At 71.8% G+C, this 20,379-nt stretch carries 13 protein-coding genes; 12 read left to right on the forward strand and 1 reads right to left on the reverse strand.

The window, feature by feature from the left end; all coding sequences use genetic code 11:
* Positions 1-13: 13 nt before the first annotated feature.
* Entirely contained in the window at positions 14-865 is an 852-nt protein-coding gene (locus GCG21_RS07005) for a DUF3097 domain-containing protein (RefSeq protein WP_370517365.1), read from the reverse strand.
* A gap of 159 nt (positions 866-1,024) precedes the next feature.
* On the opposite strand from GCG21_RS07005, the gene hrcA reads away from it, so the two are divergent.
* The 12 genes from hrcA (at position 1,025) to GCG21_RS07065 (ending at position 20,359) form a co-directional block, all read left to right on the forward strand.
* The gene (hrcA, locus tag GCG21_RS07010; RefSeq protein ID WP_152818580.1) at positions 1,025-2,041 is read left to right on the forward strand and encodes a heat-inducible transcriptional repressor HrcA; all 1,017 of its coding nucleotides are present in this window, start codon (positions 1,025-1,027) and stop codon (positions 2,039-2,041) included.
* Between the two features lie 46 nt (positions 2,042-2,087).
* Positions 2,088-3,194, forward strand: coding sequence for a molecular chaperone DnaJ (dnaJ, locus tag GCG21_RS07015; protein ID WP_370517366.1), 1,107 nt, complete (start codon positions 2,088-2,090; stop codon positions 3,192-3,194).
* Positions 3,191-3,979 carry a 16S rRNA (uracil(1498)-N(3))-methyltransferase gene (locus GCG21_RS07020; RefSeq protein ID WP_152818581.1) on the forward strand — a complete coding sequence of 263 codons (789 nt, stop codon included), beginning with the start codon at positions 3,191-3,193 and terminating at the stop codon, positions 3,977-3,979. The genes dnaJ and GCG21_RS07020 overlap by 4 nt, the downstream gene beginning before the upstream one ends.
* Positions 3,980-4,057: 78 nt before the next feature.
* Positions 4,058-5,194, forward strand: coding sequence for a PhoH family protein (locus tag GCG21_RS07025; RefSeq protein WP_152818582.1), 1,137 nt, complete (start codon positions 4,058-4,060; stop codon positions 5,192-5,194).
* Positions 5,191-5,643 carry an rRNA maturation RNase YbeY gene (gene ybeY / locus GCG21_RS07030; protein WP_152818583.1) on the forward strand — a complete coding sequence of 151 codons (453 nt, stop codon included), beginning with the start codon at positions 5,191-5,193 and terminating at the stop codon, positions 5,641-5,643. The genes GCG21_RS07025 and ybeY overlap by 4 nt, the downstream gene beginning before the upstream one ends.
* Positions 5,640-6,962: a hemolysin family protein gene (locus GCG21_RS07035; protein WP_227993458.1), complete on the forward strand. Its 1,323-nt coding sequence runs from the start codon at positions 5,640-5,642 to the stop codon at positions 6,960-6,962. Before ybeY ends, GCG21_RS07035 begins: the two co-directional genes overlap by 4 nt.
* A complete protein-coding gene (gene era, locus GCG21_RS07040; RefSeq protein ID WP_152818584.1) occupies positions 6,952-7,854 on the forward strand; it encodes a GTPase Era in 903 nt (300 codons plus the stop codon). Before GCG21_RS07035 ends, era begins: the two co-directional genes overlap by 11 nt.
* A gap of 1 nt (position 7,855) precedes the next feature.
* Entirely contained in the window at positions 7,856-9,385 is a 1,530-nt protein-coding gene (locus GCG21_RS07045) for a S9 family peptidase (RefSeq protein WP_152818585.1), read from the forward strand.
* A gap of 51 nt (positions 9,386-9,436) precedes the next feature.
* Positions 9,437-11,239: an FHA domain-containing protein gene (locus GCG21_RS07050; RefSeq protein ID WP_152818586.1), complete on the forward strand. Its 1,803-nt coding sequence runs from the start codon at positions 9,437-9,439 to the stop codon at positions 11,237-11,239.
* Positions 11,236-12,732: a serine/threonine-protein kinase gene (locus GCG21_RS07055; RefSeq protein WP_152818587.1), complete on the forward strand. Its 1,497-nt coding sequence runs from the start codon at positions 11,236-11,238 to the stop codon at positions 12,730-12,732. Before GCG21_RS07050 ends, GCG21_RS07055 begins: the two co-directional genes overlap by 4 nt.
* A 17-nt stretch (positions 12,733-12,749) precedes the next feature.
* Positions 12,750-13,448 (forward strand): hypothetical protein, encoded by a 699-nt coding sequence (locus GCG21_RS07060; protein ID WP_152818672.1) that lies wholly within the window; start codon positions 12,750-12,752, stop codon positions 13,446-13,448.
* 143 nt (positions 13,449-13,591) lie between these two features.
* Positions 13,592-20,359, forward strand: a complete 6,768-nt coding sequence (locus GCG21_RS07065) for an Ig-like domain-containing protein (RefSeq protein WP_152818588.1) — start codon at positions 13,592-13,594, stop codon at positions 20,357-20,359.
* The last annotated feature ends 20 nt before the right edge of the window (positions 20,360-20,379 follow it).

Below are 20,379 nucleotides of genomic sequence, written 5' to 3' on the forward strand. Positions count from 1 at the left end.
GGTGCTCGGCCGCCTACTCGGGCACCGCGGTGACGAAGTCGACGAGCTCCTCGACCCGCCCGAGCAGGCTCGGCTCGAGGTCCCGGAAGTCCCGGACCCGGCCGAGGATCCGTTTCCAGCCGCGGGCGATGTCCGCCTGGCTGGCCGCCTCCCAGCCGAGAGCCCGCAGCGAGCCCACCTTGATGTCGATGCCCCGCGGGATGTCGGGCCAGGCGGCCAGGCCCACCCGCTCCGGCCGCACCGCCTGCCACACGTCCACATACGGGTGCCCGAGCACGAGCACGCCCGGATGGCGCGCGCATACCTCGGCCGCGATCCGCGACTCCTTGCTGCCCGGCACGAGGTGGTCCACGAGCACCCCGACCCGGCGCCGCGGGCCGGGGGAGAACGCGGCGAGTTCGGCGGCCAGGTGATCGACGCCGTCGAGCATCTCGACCACGACCCCCTCGATCCGGAGGTCCTCGCCCCAGACCTTCTCGATGAGCTCCGCGTCGTGGCGGCCCTCCACCCAGATCCTGGACGCTCGCGCGGTCCGGGCACGAGCGCCGCGCACGGCCACCGAGCCGCTCGCCGTGCGGGCCGGGGCGGCGGGGGCGACCGGACGCACCGGGGGCACGAGCCGAACGGGCCGGCCCTCCACCCAGAAGCCCGCGCCGAGCGGGAACGTGCGGGTCACGCCCCGCCGGTCCTCGAGGACGACCACGTGCGCACCCCCGGACTTCTCCACCCGGACTACCGCGCCCACCCAGCCGGAGGTCACGTCCTCGACCACGAGCCCCGTCCGGGCGGGAATATCGGTCGTCGTCGGTCGCTTGGAATGATGGGGATCACGCGAGAGCACATCCCGCCCGTATCGATCGGTCACGGCGTGAGGTTACGCACAACGGGTCGGCCGGTGTGGGAGGCGCGATGGCGACCCGGCGATTGCGCGGCGTAGAATTGGCACTCAGGTACCGTGAGTGCCACCCCAGGGATCGAACGGCGGTCACGGCAACGGCCAGAGCACGAGGAACGGAGGCGCGCGATGACTCGGGAACGGCATATCGACGTGCTTCGCGCGATCGTGCAGGACTACGTGCACACCCGCGAACCGGTCGGCTCGCGCAGCCTCGTCGAACGGCACAACCTCGGCGTGTCACCCGCGACGATCCGCAACGACATGGCGCTGCTCGAGGAGGCCGGGCTCATCACCCAGCCGCACACCTCCGCCGGCCGGATCCCCACGGACGCCGGCTACCGCCTCTTCGTCGACCGGCTCGACGAGATCAAGCCGCTCTCGGCCGCCGAGCGCCGTGCCATCGGTGCCCTCATGCAGGGAGCGGTCGACCTGGACGACGCCCTCGAGCGCACCGTCCGCCTGCTCGCGCAGCTCACCCAGCAGGTCGCGGTCGTGCGGTACCCGTCGCTGCGGCGCTCGGCGCTGCGGCATGTCGAGCTCCTCCCGGCGAGCAGCACCCGCATCCTCATGGTGATCATCAGCGACAACGGCCAGGTCGAACAACGCACGATCGAGGCGGACGAGCCGCTCACCGAGGAGCTCCTGGCCGAACTGCGGGCGCGGATCAACGCGGCCGGCGCCGGGCGCAGGATGCCCGAACTCGCCACCGCCCTGCACCAGATCGCGGCCTCCTTCCCCGCGCAGGACCAGCCGACCGCCGCCGGCGTCGTCACCGCGGTGCTCGAGGTGATCTCCGACGAGATCGAGGAGCGCATCGTCATGGCGGGCACGGCCCACCTGGCCCGCACGAACGTCGACTTCTCCCGCACCATCTCGCCCGTGCTCGAGGCACTCGAGGAACAGGTCGTCATGCTGCGGCTCCTGTCGGACATGGCCTCCGAGCCCTCGATCGCCGTGCGCATCGGCTCGGAGACCCACGACGAGGCCCTCCTCGAGACCTCCGTGGTCGCGGGGCGGTACTCGAGCACCGACGCCGGCGTGCTCGGTCAGCTCGGCGTGATCGGCCCGACCCGTATGGACTACCCGACCACGATGGCCGCCGTGCACGCGGTGGCCAGATACCTGTCCAAGACCCTCTCCTGACCTGCGGTCTGACCAGTTCAACTCGTCCACCACCAGAAAGTAACCAGTGAGCGACTATTACGAGATCCTCGGTGTCTCCCGCGAAGCGACCACGGAGGAGATCAAGCGCGCCTACCGGAAGCTGGCCCGCCAGCACCACCCGGACATCGCCGGGCCGGAGTCGGAGGAGCGGTTCAAGCAGATCACCGAGGCGCATGAGGTGCTCTCCAACCCGGAGAAGCGGCAGATGTACGACGTCGGCGGCAGCCAGGGCGGCAGCGGTGCCGGCTTCGGGTTCTCCGACATGTTCGACTTCTTCGCCGCCGCCGCGGGCGGGGCGACCCAACGCGGGCCGGTCTCCCGGTCCCGGCGGGGCCAGGACGCGCTCGTGCGGGTCTCGATCTCGCTCGCGGACGCCACGTTCGGCGTGACGAAGGAGCTCGAGGTCGACACGGCCGTCATGTGCGAGGCGTGCCACGGCACGTGCACCCGCCCCGGCACCAGCCCGACCACCTGCCCCACCTGCCACGGACGCGGCTCCGTGCAGCGCGTGGCCCGCTCGTTCTTCGGCAACATCATGACCAACGCCCCGTGTTCCGACTGCGGCGGCTTCGGCACGATCATCTCCGAGCCGTGCGCCGAATGCTCCGGCGAGGGCCGGGTCCGGGCGCGTCGGACCATCTCGGTCAACATCCCGGCCGGCGTCGACACCGGCACCCGGATCAAGCTCACCGGGAAGGCAGAGGTGGGCCCGGGCGGGGGACCCGCCGGCGACCTGTACGTCGAGGTGCGCGAGCAGCGCCACGAGACGTTCACCCGCCGCGGCGACGACCTGCACTGCACGGTCGAGCTGCCCGTGACCGCCGCGGCCCTGGGCACGGTCGTCACCCTCGAGACCCTCGACGGTATCCACGACGTCGACATCGCGCCCGGCAGCCAACCCGGCCAGGTGCTCACCCTCAAGGGTCTCGGGGTGGGCCACCTCAACCGCACGGGCCGCGGCGACCTCAACGTCCACCTCGAGGTGGAGGTGCCCACCAGGCTCTCCGAGGAGGAGGAGGAGCTGCTGCGTCAACTCGCCGTGCTCCGCGGCGAGGAGCGCCCCGAGGCCCGCGTGGCGGCCACGAAGAACTCCGTGTTCCAGCGACTCAAGGACACCTTCGCGAGCCGATGACCGATCCCGTGTTCTTCGCCGCCGACCTGCCGGCGGCCGCCCGGGTGGGCGACACGTTCGAACTCACCGGGCCCGAGGCGCGCCACGCGGTCGCCGTGCGGCGGATCCGCGTGGGGGAGGCGATCGAGATCGTGGACGGCGCCGGCACCCGTCTGCGCGGCCGCGCCACCGCCGTAGGCGCGAACCCGCCGTCGCTCACGCTGGGCGTCGAGGACCGCGTGCTCGAGCCGGCGCCGTCCCCCGAGCTCATCCTCGTGCAGGCCCTCGGCAAGGGCGGCCGCGACGAGGCGGCCATCGAGGCCGCGACCGAACTCGGGGTCGACGCCGTCGTGGCGTGGCAGGCCGAGCGCTCCGTCGCCCGCTGGGACGGCCCGAAGGTGGCCAAGGGCGTCCATCGCTGGGAGTCGATCCTGGTCGCCGCCGCCAAGCAGTCCCGGCGCGCCCGCTTCCCGCGGATGCTCGGCTTCGCGGCGGGCCCCGGGATCCTCGGGGCCGGCGGGCCACTCGGACCCGCGATCGCCGCCGGGGCCCGGATCCTCGTTTTCCACGAGAGCGCCGAGGCCCCCCTGACGGCGACGGCTCTCGGGGACGGGGGCGACGCGGGGCCCGCGGACCGGCCCGTTGTCGTGGTCGTGGGCCCGGAGGGCGGACTGAGCGAGGCGGAACTGGCCCGCTGGTCCGGCGCGGGCGGCACGGCGACCCTCCTCGGGCCCCATGTGCTGCGCACCTCGACGGCCGGCCCGGCCGCTCTCACGGTCCTGAACGCGCGGCTCGGGCGCTGGTAGCCGCCCAGCCACTAGGCTCAGCCTTGCCCCGCCACTACCGGTCGCCACAGCAGAAAGGCTCAGGGTTCCCTCCCGATCATGTCCGCGTCCACGCACTCCCCACCAGAACCGTCGTCCCCCGACGAGGCGACCCACCAGGTCGTCATCCCCGACTCGGTTCCCATGGTCGCCCTGCTCGGTCGACGCGACGAGGTGATCCGCGCCGTCGAGTCCGGGTTCCGGGGCCTCGACGTGCACGTGCGCGGCAACGTCGTCACGCTCACCGGACCGGCCGGCCAGGTCGACCTCGCGCACCGGCTGTTCGATGAGCTGAGTCAGATCGCGGCGGCGGACCAGCCGCTCTCGGCCGACGCCGTCGAACGCGCGATCGGGATCCTCACGGCCACGTCCGACAAGCCGGCCGAGGTGCTCACGATGAACATCCTCTCGGGCCGTGGGCGCACGATCCGCCCCAAGACGGTCGGGCAGAAGGACTATGTCGAGGCCATCGACCGCAACACCGTCGTGTTCGGGATCGGCCCCGCGGGCACCGGCAAGACCTACCTGGCGATGGCGAAGGCGGTCAAGGCGCTCCAGTCCAAGGAGGTGAACCGGATCGTGCTCACCCGCCCCGCGGTCGAGGCGGGGGAGCGGCTCGGGTTCCTTCCCGGCTCCCTCAACGACAAGATCGACCCGTACCTGCGGCCCCTCTACGACGCCCTGCACGACATGGTCGACCCCGAGTCGATCCCGCGGCTCATGGCCGCGGGCACGATCGAGGTGGCACCGCTGGCGTACATGCGCGGCCGCACCCTGAACGACGCCTTCATCATCCTCGACGAGGCGCAGAACACCTCACCCGAGCAGATGAAGATGTTCCTCACCCGCCTCGGCTTCGGCTCTCGGATCGTGGTCACCGGTGACGTGACCCAGGTCGACCTGCCGGTGGGAACACACTCCGGCCTTCGGGTCGTGCAGGAGATCCTCGCCGGGATCGACGACATCGCCTTCTGCCGGCTCACGAGCGCCGACGTCGTGCGGCATCGGCTCGTGGGTGACATCATCGACGCCTACACCGGCTACGACGAACGCAGCGATGGCCCGGAGGATCGGCGCCCGGTCCGGCGGGGTCATCCGCGCCGCGCGCCGGGCAGCTCGGTCGACTCCGGCGATTCGGGACACTCGGGATACTCGGGACGTTCGGCGGGCCGCGCCGACCAGGAAGGACCGGCATGAGCGTCGACATCATGAACGAATCGGACACTCCCGTCGACGAGGTCGAGTTCGTGGCCCTCGCCCGGCACGTGCTCGATGCGATGTTCGTGCACCCGCAGGCCGAGCTGGAGATCCGGTTCGTCACGACCGACGTCATGACCGAACTGCACGAGCAGTGGCTCGACGAGCCCGGCCCGACCGACGTCATGTCCTTCCCGATCGACGAACTGCGCCCCGGCACCGAGGCGGAGCCGTCCGACGAGGGGATGCTCGGCGCCGTCGTGCTCTGCCCCGAGGTCGCGGCCGCCCAGGCCCGTGAGGCCGGGCACTCGGCGGTGGAGGAGATGCTCCTGCTCACCACGCACGGCATCCTGCACCTGCTCGGCTACGACCACGCCGAGGCCGCGGAGGAGAAGGAGATGTTCGACCTGCAGCGGCAACTGCTGTTGACCTTCCTGGCCGGAGCATGAACGAGGGCGTGACCGAGGCGATGGCCGCGCCGATCCCGCTGCTCGTCGCGGTGGCGGTCGTGGCGATCGCGGCCGGCGCGATCCTCTCCGCGGGGGAGGAGGCCGGCCGGTCGATCACCCGCGCCGCCGCCCACGAGGCCGCGATCGAGGGCCGCCGCCGCGCCGGTGCGCTGCGCGCGATCGCCGCGATCGCGGCCGACTCGACCGGCCCGGTGCGCGCGACGGCCTACCTGCGCCTCGTCACCGAGATGACGGGCGCGGTCTGCGTCACCCTCGTCTACGCGGTCGTCTTCGAGCGGTGGTGGGTCGCGCTCCTGTGCGCGGTCGCGACGGTCGCGCTCCTCAACATCGTCGTGGTGGGGATCAGCCCGCGCACGCTCGGCCGCCGCCGGCCCGTCGCCGTGCTCGCCCTCGTCGGTCCGTTCATGCACGGCGCCCACCGGATCATGGCCCCGTTCGTGGCCCGGGTGGGTCCCAGCCGGGCGAGCGGCCCCACCTGGGAGACCGAGGGCGAGCTGCAGGACATGGTCGACCGGGTGGCCGAGAGCGCGCACATCGAGGACGACGAGCGCGAGATGCTCCAGTCCGTGTTCGAGCTCTCGCGCACGATGGTGCGCGAGGTCATGGTCCCGCGCACCGACATGGTCACGGTCCGGCCGGATGTCACCCTGACCAAGGCGCTCAGCCTGTTCACGCGCTCCGGGTTCTCGCGGATCCCCGTCGCGGGCGAGAGCCTCGACGATCTGCGCGGGGTGCTCTACCTCAAGGATCTGCTGCGCAAGCTCACGAGCGCGCCGGAACGCTCCGAGCATCGCATCGAGCGGGTCATGCGGGAGGCCGTGTTCGTGCCGGAGACCAAGGTGGTCGACGACATGCTCGCCCAGATGCGCGCCTCCGGCGTCCACATCGCCATCGCGTTCGACGAGTACGGCGGGGTCGCCGGGCTCGTGACGATCGAGGACGTGCTCGAGGAACTCGTGGGCGACCTGACCGACGAGCACGACCAGAGCGAGCCGCAGGTCGAGCCCGACGGCGACGGCTACCGGGTGCCCGCGCGGCTCCCGCTCGACGAGCTCGGTGAGCTCTTCGACCTCGAGATCGACGATCCGGAGGTCGATTCCACGGGTGGACTGCTGACCAAGGCGCTCGGCCGCGTGCCGATCCTCGGCTCCGTCGCCCTCGACCACGGGCTCCGGTTCGAGGTGGTCGAGGCCTCGGGCAGGCGCCGGCGCGTCTCCACGATTCTCGTCACCCGCGCGCAGGAGAACTCGCCTGCGGAGCCGACCACTCACCCCGAGGAGACCCCGCATGGCCCGTGACGCGACATTCCGCAGCGGCTTCGCCTGCCTCGTCGGACGCCCCAACGCAGGCAAGTCCACGCTGACGAACGCGCTCGTCGGTGAGAAGGTGGCGATCACCTCGACCCGGCCGCAGACCACCCGGCGCGCGCTCCGGGGTATCGTCAACCGCCCCGACGGCCAGCTCGTGCTCGTCGACACCCCGGGTCTCCACCGGCCGCGCACCCTGCTGGGCGAGCGCCTGAACGATCTCGTGGCCGACACCCTCTCCGAGGTCGACGTCATCGGCTTCTGCCTGCCGGCCGATCAGCCGATCGGGCCCGGAGACCGGTTCATCGCCGGGCAGTTGGCCTCCCGTCGCACCCCGGTCGTGGCGATCGCCACGAAGATCGACGCCGTCGGCCCGGAACGGGTGGTCCATCACCTCACGCAGATCGGCGACCTCGGGGACTGGGCGGAGATCGTGCCGGTCTCGGCGACCCGCGGGACCCAGGTCGACCTGCTCGCGGAGATCCTCGTGCGCTACCTGCCCACCGGGCCCGTGCTCTACCCGGACGGGGAACTCTCGGACGAGGATCCCGAGGTGACGATCGCCGAGCTCGTGCGCGAGGCGGCGCTCGAGGGCGTGCGGGACGAGCTTCCGCACTCCCTCGCCGTGCTGGTCGAGGAGATCGTCGAGCGCCCGGACCGGCGGGACCACCTCACGGACGTGCGCGTCAACCTCTACGTCGAGCGCCCCTCCCAGAAGGCGATCATCATCGGCACGCGCGGGTCCCGGCTGCGTCAGGTCGGCACCCAGGCGCGGCAGGGGATCCAACGGCTGCTCGGCGTGCCGGTCTACCTCGACCTGCACGTCAAGGTGGCCAAGGACTGGCAGAAGGATCCCAAGCAGCTGCGACGGCTCGGATTCTGACATGGGGCTGCGCGGCGTCCTGGGCACGGAACGCACGGTCGAGCTGCGCACGGGCTGGCAACGATTCTGGCCCGTCGCGCTCACCAGCCTCGTCGTCGCCACGATCCTGGGGGTGAGCGGGGCCCTCGCCGGTCCGCGATGGGCGCCGACCGAGATGCACCGCACGATCGTCCCGACGACGGCCGACGTGCGCATCGGCGGCACCGAGCAGAGCCCCGTGGGCACTTACACGGTGCGTGTCGAGCCGATCCGGATCGACCTGGGGGAGGTGACGGTCGACGGCCTGCTCTTCCTCCCGGAGGGGGCCCCGGCCGGCCCGGGGGTCGTGTTCATGCACGGGGCCGGCACCGGTGAGCCGGAGGCGTTCGCCCCGCACGGGCAGGCGCTCGCCAGTGCCGGCATCCGCGTGCTCGTGCCCGCCAAGCGCCTCGACGACTACAGCACCCGCGAGCGGAACTATCCCAGCATGGCCCAGGACTACCTCGTCTCCTGGCGGTACCTGCGCGAGCGGGTGCCGGGGGTCGACCCGGACCGGGTCGGGTTCTACGCCGAGTCCGAGGGCGCCTGGATCGCGCCCATCGCGGCGGCGGACGAGCCCGACGTCGCCTTCCTCATGCTCATCTCGGCGCCGGTCGTGCCGCCCCGGGAACAGGCGGCCTTCGCCACCGCCAACTACCTGCGGAACACCCACGTGCCCCGGGGGGTGTTCCGGGCGATCCCGCGAGCGCTCGGGGCCCAGATCCCCGGCGGCGGCTTCGAGTACGTGGACTTCGACGTGCTGCCCTACCTGCGCCAGGTCGACGTGCCCGTGCTCATGGCCTACGGGACGGACGACGCCTCCATGCCGATCGTGCAGGGGGCGCTCATCGTCATCGACACCCTGGCCGCGCACGGGAACGACGCGGTCACGGTGCGCTATTTCGACGGCGCCGATCACGGTCTCATGATCGACGAGCAACTGGCCCCGGGATTCACCACGGTCCTCAGTTCGTGGACCCTCGGACTGCCCGCGACGGCGAGCGCCCCGCCGCAGATCGCCGGTGACCGGCCCGAGCAGGAGTACCGGGCCGCCGCCGTGCCGTCACCGGCATGGTTCGCCTCGGGTGACATGCTCGTGTGGTCGATCATCGGCTCCTTCCTCCTCGTGGTCGCCGGGCTCGGTCTCGGGGCCGTGAGCCTGGTGCGACGGCGCAGCCCGGCCGCGGCGGTCGGCCGGCTCGCGGTGGCGGCCGGACTCGCCGCACTCGCCGTCGTCACGACGTTCGTGGCGTATATCGCCCAGATCGCCACCCTCGCGATGAACTACCATCTCGACGACACGGTCGTCATCGGTGGCTGGATCCTGGTTCAGCTCCTCGGGATCTTCGCGGTGGTGGTCGGCGTCGTCTCCGTCCGGGCGGCCATGCACGCGAGACGCGCCGGTACGTATTTCACGGTGACGGATAAGGTGAGTTGGTGGGCGACGCATGTCGGGTCGCTCGCGTTGTTGTTGGTCGCCGCGTATTGGGGCGTCTTCCCGGCCGTCGGTTGATGAGGAACCACCCGCCGACGCCCGGGGTGCGAGATCGATTCGGAGGAACGCATGAGGTACAGCTACGGGCCGGGTGACTGGCTCACGCTCGCTCACGACGGCGCGGGGGCGCTCGTGCACCCCGGCATTCCTCCCGCGGTGGTCGAACGGGTCTGGGGTGCGATGGTCGCCGCCGCACCCATGCCCGCCTGGGTGCGTGAACTCGAGGGCACGGCCGGGCCGTACGCCCTCGTGCACATGGGCGTCGACGGCGTGCGGGTGCTCCTGCGCGGATCGGTCTCCGCGCTCATCGGCGGCCGGCGGCTCAGCGGCAGGGACGGCGCCCCGTGGGCCGAGCACATCGGCCTGGGCGTGTACGAGGCGCACGTGTGGGTCGAGGGTGCCTCGGTCGAGCGCACCTATCCGCTCGCCGGCGGAGTGGTCTTCGCGCACACCCTGAGCGTGCGCGATCCACGCGGCGCCCAGGGAACCGTGCGGGTCGCCGGGGCCACGATCGCGCAGATCCTCGGCGTCCAGCCCGAACTCGCGCCCGCGCCGCCCGTGCCGCCGGTGCCGCTCGTCACCGGGGAGCAGTCGCCGCCGCCGGCGGGCACCAGCCAGACGGACACGGCGGGCCCGGTGGGCACGGCGGGCCCGGCGGGCCGGCTGGGCCAGGCGGGCCCGCCCGACCACGGCGGCCGGACCGGCTCGGCCGCGGCCCTCCCGCCGGAACCACCCCCCGGGGAGGGGGCGTTGGACGACATCAGCGACATCGAGGAACTCGAGCGCACGATCCTCGGCCGCCCGTTCGCCCGCGGCCCCGTTCCGGGTGGAGCACCGGAGCCCGCACCCCCGGCACAATCGCTGCCACCAGTGCCACCGGTGCCGCCTGCGCCGCCCGTGCCACCAGTGCCACCAGTGCCACCGGTGCCACCAGTACCGCCTGCGCCGCCCGTGCCACCGGAGCCGCCGGCGCAGTCGCTGCCCCCGGCGCCGTCCGCGCAGTCGCTGCCACCGGAGTCGCCCGCGCAGTCGCTGCCCCCGGAGCCGCCCGCGCAGTCGCTGCCACCGGCGCCGCCCGCGCAGTCGCTCCCTCCGGAGCCGCCCGCGCCGCCCGCCGCGGCAGCGCCACCTGAGCCGTCAATGCCACCTGAGCCGTCAGTGCCACCTGAGTCGTCAGTGCCACCTGCGCCGTCAGTGCCACCTGCGCCGCCAGTGCCACCTGCGCCGTCAGCGCCGGAGCACAGCCTGCCGGCGGGGATCATCGACTCCGTGCCGCGAACCCGCCCGGGCCTTGCTCGGCCGCAGCCGGCCGGGGCGCCGGTCGACGATGCCACGATCATTCCCCACAGGTACGGCCCCGACGGCGACGCACCGGCCCCGAGCGCCGGCTCCGCCGTGGATGCGGCGCCCGAGTCGACGATCCTCTCCTCCGTGCCGCCCGCCCAGGCGGCCCGGCTCGCCTCCGCCCAGGCCGCCCAGGGGGTCCAGGGCGCCCAGGGCGCCCAGGCCGCCGAGGATACGGCGGCGACCCGGGCGATCCTGCGCGTCTCCACGGGGCAGGTGTGCCACCTGAGCACCCCGGTGCTCGTGGGGCGCTCCCCGGATGCGGGTGCCTCGACGGTCGCGGGCGCGGCGCCCCAGCTGCTCGCCGTGCCCTCCCCGAACCTCGACGTCTCGCGTAATCACGCCGAGATCCGGGTCGAGGGCGAGCACGTGCTCGTGACCGACCTGCGGTCGACGAACGGAACGGTCGTCAACACTCCCGGGGCGGGCCCGCGCCGTCTTCGCGCGGGGGAGAGCGTGCAGGTGGGATCCGGAACCACGATCGACCTCGGCGACGGCGTCACCATGATCGTGGACCAGGGCGCATGAGCCGGAGACGGCCGACCTCGACGCCGCCGACTCTCGCCGGTCACACCTACGAGCAGCTCATCGGGACCGGGGGCTTCTCCGACGTCTTCCGTTACCGTCAGCACCTCCCGAGCCGGCTCGTGGCGGTCAAGGTGCTCCTCACCGACGCCACCGACGCCCAGGCGCGCCACCAGTTCGTGGCCGAGGCGAACCTCATGGCCCAGCTCTCGGCGCATCCCTCGATCGTGACGATCCACCACGCCGACATCGCCTCGGACAATCGCCCGTACCTGGTGATGGAGTACTGCCCGCGGCCGAACCTCGCCGCCCGGTACAAGTCGGAGCGCATCGCGGTGCCCGAGGCGCTGCGGATCGGCATCCGGCTCGCCGGCGCCGTCGAGACCGCCCACCGGGCCGGGATCCTGCACCGCGACATCAAGCCGGCGAACGTGCTCACGACCGACTACGGGTGGCCCGCGCTCACGGACTTCGGCATCTCGGTCGCCGCGCAGGTTCCCGACGACATCGCCACCGGCATGTCGATCCCGTGGGCCGCCCCCGAGTTCTTCGACGACGACACCCCCCGGGGCCCGGGCGGGGACACCTACGCCCTCGCCGCGACCATCTACACGATCATCGCCGGGCGCTCACCCTTCGAACGGCCGGGCGGGCCGAACACGGCCCTCGATCTCATGGCACGGATCCAGCGGGATCCGGTGCCGGAGCTTGCGGGACCGGACGTGCCGGTCGCGCTCGATACCGTGCTGCGGCGGGCCATGGCCAAGCGGGCGGGGGACCGGTTCGCATCGGTGGCCGAGTTCGGCCGCAGCCTCCAGCGGATCGAGGAGGAACTCCACCTCGCCCACACCCCGCTCGACCTGCCGGACACCTCCCGGCTCGTCTCCGAGGCGGACGAGGACCAGCGCACCCGGGCCCGGCCGATCCGCAGCATCTCCGCGGCGGCGTCCCCGGCCACGGCCCGGGGCTTCGCGCCGGCCGGCGGCTCCCAGGCGCAGCAGCCGACACGGGCGCGCGGGGTGCCCGCCATCGACCCGGCGGCGGATGCTCCGGTCACTCCGGACGCGCCCCCGCCGCCGGCCGGGGGGCGTCGACGCCGCTGGCCCGCCTACGCGGTCTCCGCGGGAATCGTCGTGGCGGTCGTGGCCGTGGCCGTCTCGGGCGTACTCGGCTCCCCGGATGCGCCCGCGACCCCGGAGCCGACCCTCGCGCCGCCGACCGTGGAGCACGTGCCCGCCCCCGACCCGCCGAGCGACCTGCGGGCCACGGACGTCGAGGAGAATGCGGACGGCGGGGCGGCCGTCACGTTCGCATGGACCGCGGCCCCGGGATATACGGGCGATTACGTATGGCAGGTCGTGGGCACGAACGAATCGGCGCGGATCGACGAGCCGACGCTCGCGATCGACCGGGACTCCGGTAGCGTGGTGTGCATAGAGGTGGCATCCGTCAACGATCGAGGCGTCCTGTCGCGCTTCGAACAGGCCTGTGGATAGGGACGACAGCGGTGACAATGCAAGTGGAGTTCTGCGGGGAGTGGTTCGACCTCGACGAGCGGGAGCCGTTCCTCATCGGCCGTGAGGGCGACCTCGAGGTCGACGACAACCCGTACCTGCACCGGCAGTTCCTCACGATCACGCAGGTCGAGGGGATGTGGTGGCTCAACAACGTGGGCTCGCGGCTCTCCGCCACGGTGACCGACTCCGACGGGCACGTGCAGGCCTGGCTGGCACCCGGTGCGCGGCTGCCGCTCGTCTTCGCCCGCACGACCGTGCTGTTCACCGCCGGGCCCACGACCTACGAACTGACCATCGTGGGGTCGTCCCCGACCTTCACCTCCTCCACGCCGAGCCTGCACGCCGGCGGGGAGACGACGATCGGCCCCATCACCTTCACGGAGTCGCAGACCCTGCTCATCCTCTCCCTCGCCGAGCCGGTGCTGCTCGGGCGCGGCACCACCGCCTCGATCCCCACCTCGGCCACCGCCGCGCGCCGGCTTGGGTGGAACATCACGAAATTCAACCGGAAGCTCGACAACGTGTGCGATAAGCTCCACCGGCAGGGTGTTCGAGGACTCCGGGGCGGTCAGCAGCAGCTGGCCGTGAATCGGCGGGCTCGGCTGGTCGAGCACGCGGTCGCCTCGCGGCTCGTGACCCAGGCCGACCTCGAACTGCTCGAGGCGAATGCCCGGGAGATGCAGGCGCAGGAGTAGGCACCCGCCCGGCGCGCCCCGGCGGGCCGAATCGTGGTCCGCCCAGCGGGCGGGCACGGCCGCGAGGCCTGCACGACCGGCTCGTCCGACGACCACCACCAACGATCAGCCATGACGACTTCCGCACGAGGAGCGAGGACAGCTTGGAGCGCAGACTGCACCGCCGGCGTCAATGGATCAGTGCCACGGTCACCACCCTCGTGGCGGCCCTCGTGCTGGTGCTCTCGCTCACCTACCAGGGCGTGGCCACGGCCGATGTCGACCTGCACGACGGCGGGGTCTGGGTCACGAACGACCAATCGGTGCAGGTGGGGCGGCTGAACGAGCCGGTCGGCAAGCTCGACGCGAGTCTCGCCGGCACGTCCCGTTCGCTCGACGTGCTCCAGCAGGGCAGCGACGTGTTCCTCCTCGACCGTCAGGTCGGGGCCATCCAGCGGATCGATACGGCGACCGTCCAGCTCGCCGACGCCTCGCTTCCCCTGCCCGCGAACAGCGAGGTCGAGATCGGCCGGAACACCGTCGGCATCTTCGACCCGCACACCGGCAACGTCTGGTCCCTTCCCTTCGACGGCCTCTCCGTGCTCGCGGATCCGACGGCCGTTCCCGCGGCGCGTGTGGGCGAGAACGCCTCGCTGGCCGTCGCCGACGACGGCACCGTGTACGCCCTCGACCCCGTGCCCTCGGAGATCGTCACGATCGAACCGGAGACGCGCGAGGCGCTCGGGCAGGACGATTCCGATGCCCCCGAGGGCCCCGACGGCGCCGATGGCTCCGATGGTTCCGGGGACAGTGAGAACACTGGGGAATCCAAGGACACCGAGGACACAGAGGACACAGAGGACACGGCCGAGGTTCCCCGCATCCCACTCGGGGAGAACGTGGACCTGAGCACCTCGACCACGCAGCTGACGGCCCTGGGTGATACGCCCGTCGCGCTCGCCTACGACGACCAGGACCGCACCCTCGAACTGCTTCGGCCGGAGGCCGAGCCGATCGACCTGACCGGTACGGGGGTCGACCTGGCCTCGGCACGGATCCAGGCGCCGTCCGCAGGCTCCTCCGAGGTGTTCATCGCGACGAGCGATGCGCTCCTCGCCGTCCCGCTCGACGGGAGCGAACCGCGGATCGAACGCGTGCAGGCCGGAACTCCGACCGCCCCGGTGCAGGTCGCCGGCTGCGTCCACGGTGCCTGGGCGAGCGGGGAGTACGTGCGCTCGTGCACCGGCGCCGAACCGATCCACGAGCCGATCCCCGGGTACACGACCGGGCAGCTGAAGTTCCGGGTCAACCACGAGCTCGTGGTGCTCAACAACCTCGACGACGGCGACTCCTGGCTCCTCGAGGACACCCTCATCCTCGTGGACAACTGGACCGAGGTGACCCCGCCGAGCGACGAGGAGGCCGAGGAGGAGGACTCCCAGGACCTCACCCGCGACGACGTGCCCCTCGATCAGCAGGAGAACCACGACCCGGTGGCCCAGGACGACGAGTTCGGCGTCCGCGCGGGCGGCAGCGTCGTGCTGCCCGTCCTCTTCAACGACTCCGATCCCGACGGCGATCTGCTCACCGTGACCGACGTGGGCTCGGTGCCGGAGAACTTCGGGGCCCTCGAGCTCGTGCACGACGGCCGGGCGGTGCAGCTCCACGCGGGCGGCGGCGCCGGCGGCACCGTGCAGGTCGACTATTCGATCAGCGACGGCCGGGGCGGCAGCTCCGACGCCACGATCTCGATGCGGGTCGTGCCCGAGTCCGTGAACGAGCCCCCGACGCAGGTCGAGGACATCGGCCTGACCGTCGCCTCCGGGGCCACGACGAGCGTGGACGTGCTCACCTCGGTGCAGGACCCGGACGGCGATCCGGTGTACGTGGTCAGCGGCGAGTCGACCGAGCAGCACGACGTCGTGGTCAATTCCACCGGCCTCGTGCAGATCTCCGACCGCGGGCTCACGACGGGAGAGCGGACCGTGCCGATCACCGTCTCGGACGGGCGCAGCACGGCCGAGGTGGTCATCTCCCTGACCGTGCTCGATCCCGGCCCGGTGCCGCCGGAGGTCGTCTTCGACTACGCCCACGGCTTCACAGGCGCGCCCATCGACGTCTCGCCGCTGGTGAACGACCGCGACCCCGCCGGGAAGCCGCTGCGGCTCGCGCAGGTGGGGCAGGCCGAGGGCGCCACGATCAGTCCGCGCCTCGACGACGGCATCTTCACCCTCACCGCCCCCGCCGCCGGCAGCTACTACGTGCAGTACACGGCCGCGAACGACGACGGTCTCTCGGCCGAGGGGCTCGTGCGGGTCGACGTCTCCGACCCGGTACAGGCGCCCCCGACCGCCGTGGCCGACACGGCCCTGCTTCCGCCGGGCGGCACGGTGCTCGTGGACGTGCTGGCCAACGACGTCGACCCCTCCGGCGGGGTCATCGCCGTGGAACGGGTGGACGCCCCCGGCTTCCTCTCGGTGTCGATGACCGATCACCGGCTGCTCGAGATCTCCTCCGCCCGCGGCTTCACCGGCCCGGCCACCCTCGACTACACGGTCTCCAACGGCTACGGCCGTTCCGTGGGCACGGTCACCGTGATCCCGTTGCCCGTGAGCGGCACCGCCCTGCCCCCCGTCGCGCGACCGGACACCGCGCGGGTGCGCGCCGGGGACTACGTGACGATCCCGGTGCTGGCCAACGACACCCACCCGGACGGCCTCCCGATCGAGCTGCGGTCGCAGCTGGTCGAGGTCCCCGACGCCGGGATGATCTTCACCTCCCAGAACACCGTGCGGTTCAAGGCGCCCGACGAGGCCCAGACGCTCGAGGCGATCTACGCGATCGAGGACTCGAACGGGCAGTCCTCCTCCGCGACGATCACGATCTACGTGGTCGAGCACTCGGACGAGGTGAACTCCGCGCCCCGGCCGGAGCCCGTGGACGTGCGGGCCTTCGCCGGTGAGCGGATCCGGATCCCGATCGACCTCGTGGGCATCGACCCGGACGGCGACTCCGTGACCCTCGCCGGGGTCTACGACGCGCCGACGCTGGGCCGGGTGCTCGAGGTGGGCACGGGCTGGCTCGACTACCGGGCCGCGAGCGACGCCCAGGGCATCGACACGTTCAGCTACCTCGTGGTCGACCGGCTCGGGGCGACCGCCACGGCCGAGATCCAGGTGGGCGTCATCCCGCCCCCGGCCACGAACTCCCCGCCGCTCGCGGTCGCCGACCACATCGCGGTACGCCCCGGGCGCGCGATCCAGGTCGACGTGCTCGCCAACGACACGGACGCCGACGGTGACCAGCTCACCTTCGGCGTGCCCGCGTTCACCCAGACGGCCGGCCTTGATCTCGAGGTGCAGGACAGCCTCGTCACCTTCACCTCCCCGGACGAGGAGGGGCCGCTCGTGCTCGGCTACCAGGTGACCGACCGGCGCGGTGGGACCACCGAGGGCACCCTGACGGTCGAGGTGAGCGCCGACGCGCCGCTGCACCAGCCCGTCGCCGTGGACGACGTCGTGCCCGACCACGCGATCATCGACGCCGAGACGGCCACGCTCGACGTGCTCGCCAACGACTGGGATCCCGACGGCGCCCGCAGCGACCTGAGCCTGAGCATCACCGATCCCTCGACGACGGAGGCCGGGGCCCGGATCGCCGGCGGCCAACTCGAGGTGACCGTGCCGGACACCCGCGAGGTGCTCGTGTACACGGTGACCGATTCCGACGGACTCACCGGGCACGCCTTCGTGGAGATGCCCGGGCGCCTCGACACCGGCCCCGTGCTGCGCCCCGACGTCGAACTGAGCGTCAACACCGGTGAGGAACTCGCGATCGACCTGGCCGACGTGGTCGTCGCCCCGAGCGGCCGGCCCGTCCAGCTCTCGGATGCGGCCGCCACCGTGGCCACGAACTCCGACGGCACCTCGCCCGTGGTCGACAACACGACCCTGCGGTTCGTGTCCGCGGACGACTACGTCGGCCCGGCGACCCTCACGTTCCGGGTGACCGACGCCGAGGACCCGAACGCGAACGGGATCCTCGTCTCCACCCTCACCCTGCCGATCCAGGTGCTCCCGATCGGCGCCGTGCCGCCGACGATGCGCGGCGGCAGCGTCGACCTCGAGGCCGGCGGCGATCCGCAGGAGCTCATCCTCGGGCAGCTGACCGACGACGTCGACACCGACGTCGAGGACCTCACCTACGAGGTGGTCGACCAGGTCTCCGGATTCGACGCCCAGATCGTCGACGGCATGGTGCTGCGGGTGAGCGCCGACATCGACACCGCGGCGGGCGCGAGCGGGAACGTGACCGTGCGGGCCACCGACCCCGAGGGCGGCAGCGGCACCGCCGCCATCGCGGTCCGGGCCCTGGCCTCGACCGAGCCGCTCATCGTGACCGGCCCGGACGACCTGGGCGAGGTGCACCAGGGCGTGGCCTCGACGATCGACGTGCTCGCCAACGACTCGAACCCGTTCCCCGGCGAGACGCGCACGATCACCGACGCGACGGTCGAGTCCGGCTCCGGCACGGTCACGATCGACGGCGCGAGCGTCGTGCTCACCCCGAGCGCGGACTACGTGGGCCGCATGAGCGTCGTCTACCGGGTCGTGGACGTCACCGGGCAACCCGAGCGGACCGTCGAGGGCCGCGTGAGCGCCTCGGTGCTCGGCGTGCCGGAGCAACCGGCACCTCCCCGGATCGAATCCGTGGGCAACGCCCAGGTCGTCGTCTCGATCACCCCGCCGGTCGACAACGGCGCCCCGATCAGCTCCTACATCGTGACCCCGTCGGGCGCGGCCGCGCAGCAGTGCGCGAACACGACCTGCACCCTGAGCGGCCTGACGAACGGCACGACCTACACGTTCACGGTCGCCGCGGTGAACGAGGTCGGGGAGTCGCCCGCCTCGAACCCCTCCGCCGACGCCCGACCGGACGTCAAGCCGGCGCCCGTGACGCCCCCGACCCTCACCTTCGGCGATCAGGAGATCACCGCCGACTGGACCGCGCCCGCGAACGAGGGCACCCCGATCCGCGAGTACCAGCTGCAGATCTCCCCGGCCCCGAGCGGCTCCGGCCAGCAGAGCCTGAGCGGGGGAACCACGAGCTACACGTGGACCGGCCTGAGCAACGGCACGGCCTACCAGTTCCGGCTGCGGGCCATCAACGACGCCCCCGACCCGGGCGACTGGGGTCCGTGGTCGGCCACCGAGATCCCGGCCGGCCTGCCGGACGCGCCCGCGGTGCCGACCGTCGCGCGCGTGGATACCCCCGCGGGCGGGCAGATCGACGTGGCCTGGACCAAGCCCTTCGAGAACGGCGCCGCGATCGCCGCCTACTGGGTGACGATGATCGAGGACGGAAGCGCCCAGGCACCCGTGCGCTTCGACCCGGGCACCACGAGCCACCGGTTCACGGTGGTCAACGGCCGCGACTACGGGTTCCGGGTGGCGGCGGAGAACAAGGCCGGCACGTCCGAGCCCTCGGCGGCCTCGGCGCCCGTGCGCTCCTTCGGCAAGCCCGGCATCCCGACCTCGGTCGACGCGAAGGCCACGGGTGCGAACGGCACCATGACCCTCGACTGGACCGTCCCGAGCGACAACGGTCAGGCGATCTCGAAGTACGAGTACTCGGTCGACGGCGGCTCCTCGTGGACCGCCGTCGCTAACGGCGGGTCCATCACGGGCCTGACGAACGGGCAGCGCTATCAGGTGATCGTGCACGCCTGCAACACCTACTGCGGCGACCCGTCCACCCCGGATGCCGTGACGCCGTACGGCCCGCCCGGCGAGCCGACCCTCTCCTCGAGCAACTCGCCCGACCCGGACAAGTCGAAGCGCTCGATCACGTTCTCGTGGACCGCGGGCAACCCGAACGGGGCCACCGTGGCCACCGAGTACCGCATCGACGGCGGATCGTGGAAGAACGCGAACAACACGGACTCGGTCACGGTGAACGGCGTCAACTGGGAACAGCAGCTGACCATCGACGTGCGGGTGACGAACACCCCGACGGAGGCCGGCAACACGCCGCAGTCCGTCAAGGTGAGCACGAGCGAGTCGATGCCGAAGCCGCAGCCGCCGGGTGCGCCGTCGATCGCGGCACCCGAGATCGACAAGACCCACAGCCCCACGAAGAAGAACCCGGTCATGACGTTCTCCTGGTCGGCAGGCTCCGACCAGGGCGCCGAGACCATCACGACCCAGTACCGCATCGACGGTGGGTCGTGGCAGAACGCGAACAACTCCGGCACCGTGACGAAGCAGGGTCAGTGGGGTCAGAAGATGACGATCGAGGTGCGCGCCACGAACAACTACGGCGACTCGACGAGTGCCACGAAGACGGCCGATCCCGGTGCTCAGCCGTGGAGCGCCGCGAGCAAGGCGACCATCAAGGCCTCGGTGGACAAGGAGACCGTCAAGTTCAGCTGGAGCTCCGGCTCGGCGACGGGAGCCACGATCGACAAGACGGAGATCCGGATCACGGGCACGAGCGGCTGGAATACGACCTCCGCGAGCGGCTCCAAGAGCGTGAAGGTCGGATACTCCAGCACGGCCAAGGTCGAGATCCGGCAGACGACCAACATGGGCGACGTGACCACGGCGACGTTGTCGAAGACGACCGGGGCGAAGCCTCGAAACCCGTCCGCGACACTCAGCCGCGGCCCTGCGTTCACGAGCGGCTGTCAGGTCTCCTCCTGCACCCCGTTCAAGGTGACGTTCAGCCAGATTCTGCCCGGTTCGTACACCGCCGACATCTATCAGGACTTCGGTGGTTCGGTCTCACTCGTGAGGACAGAATCCATGGGCTCGGTCGGCGCGAACGGTTCGTGGACCTCGAGCTACGGGGTGTATGCCGGAAAGAACAACGGCACCTTCTGGGTCGTCATCCGAGGCCCGGAGACCCTCACGACGAACAAGGTGCTCTGGTAGCACCGGTTGCGGTGCAGGAA

Origin of the sequence: Pseudactinotalea sp. HY160 (assembly GCF_009372055.1) — a bacterium.
Taxonomy (GTDB): Bacteria; Actinomycetota; Actinomycetes; order Actinomycetales; family Beutenbergiaceae; genus HY158.

Bases quoted from the DNA above. Each gene is read 5' to 3' on its own strand.
- hrcA (WP_152818580.1), top strand. From the start codon at position 1,025: ATGACTCGGGAACGGCATATCGACGTGCTTCGCGCGATCGTGCAGGAC.
- GCG21_RS07020 (WP_152818581.1), top strand. From the start codon at position 3,191: ATGACCGATCCCGTGTTCTTCGCCGCCGACCTGCCGGCGGCCGCCCGG.
- GCG21_RS07025 (WP_152818582.1), top strand. From the start codon at position 4,058: ATGTCCGCGTCCACGCACTCCCCACCAGAACCGTCGTCCCCCGACGAG.
- ybeY (WP_152818583.1), top strand. From the start codon at position 5,191: ATGAGCGTCGACATCATGAACGAATCGGACACTCCCGTCGACGAGGTC.
- GCG21_RS07035 (WP_227993458.1), top strand. From the start codon at position 5,640: ATGAACGAGGGCGTGACCGAGGCGATGGCCGCGCCGATCCCGCTGCTC.
- era (WP_152818584.1), top strand. From the start codon at position 6,952: ATGGCCCGTGACGCGACATTCCGCAGCGGCTTCGCCTGCCTCGTCGGA.
- GCG21_RS07045 (WP_152818585.1), top strand. From the start codon at position 7,856: ATGGGGCTGCGCGGCGTCCTGGGCACGGAACGCACGGTCGAGCTGCGC.
- GCG21_RS07050 (WP_152818586.1), top strand. From the start codon at position 9,437: ATGAGGTACAGCTACGGGCCGGGTGACTGGCTCACGCTCGCTCACGAC.
- GCG21_RS07055 (WP_152818587.1), top strand. From the start codon at position 11,236: ATGAGCCGGAGACGGCCGACCTCGACGCCGCCGACTCTCGCCGGTCAC.
- GCG21_RS07060 (WP_152818672.1), top strand. From the start codon at position 12,750: ATGCAAGTGGAGTTCTGCGGGGAGTGGTTCGACCTCGACGAGCGGGAG.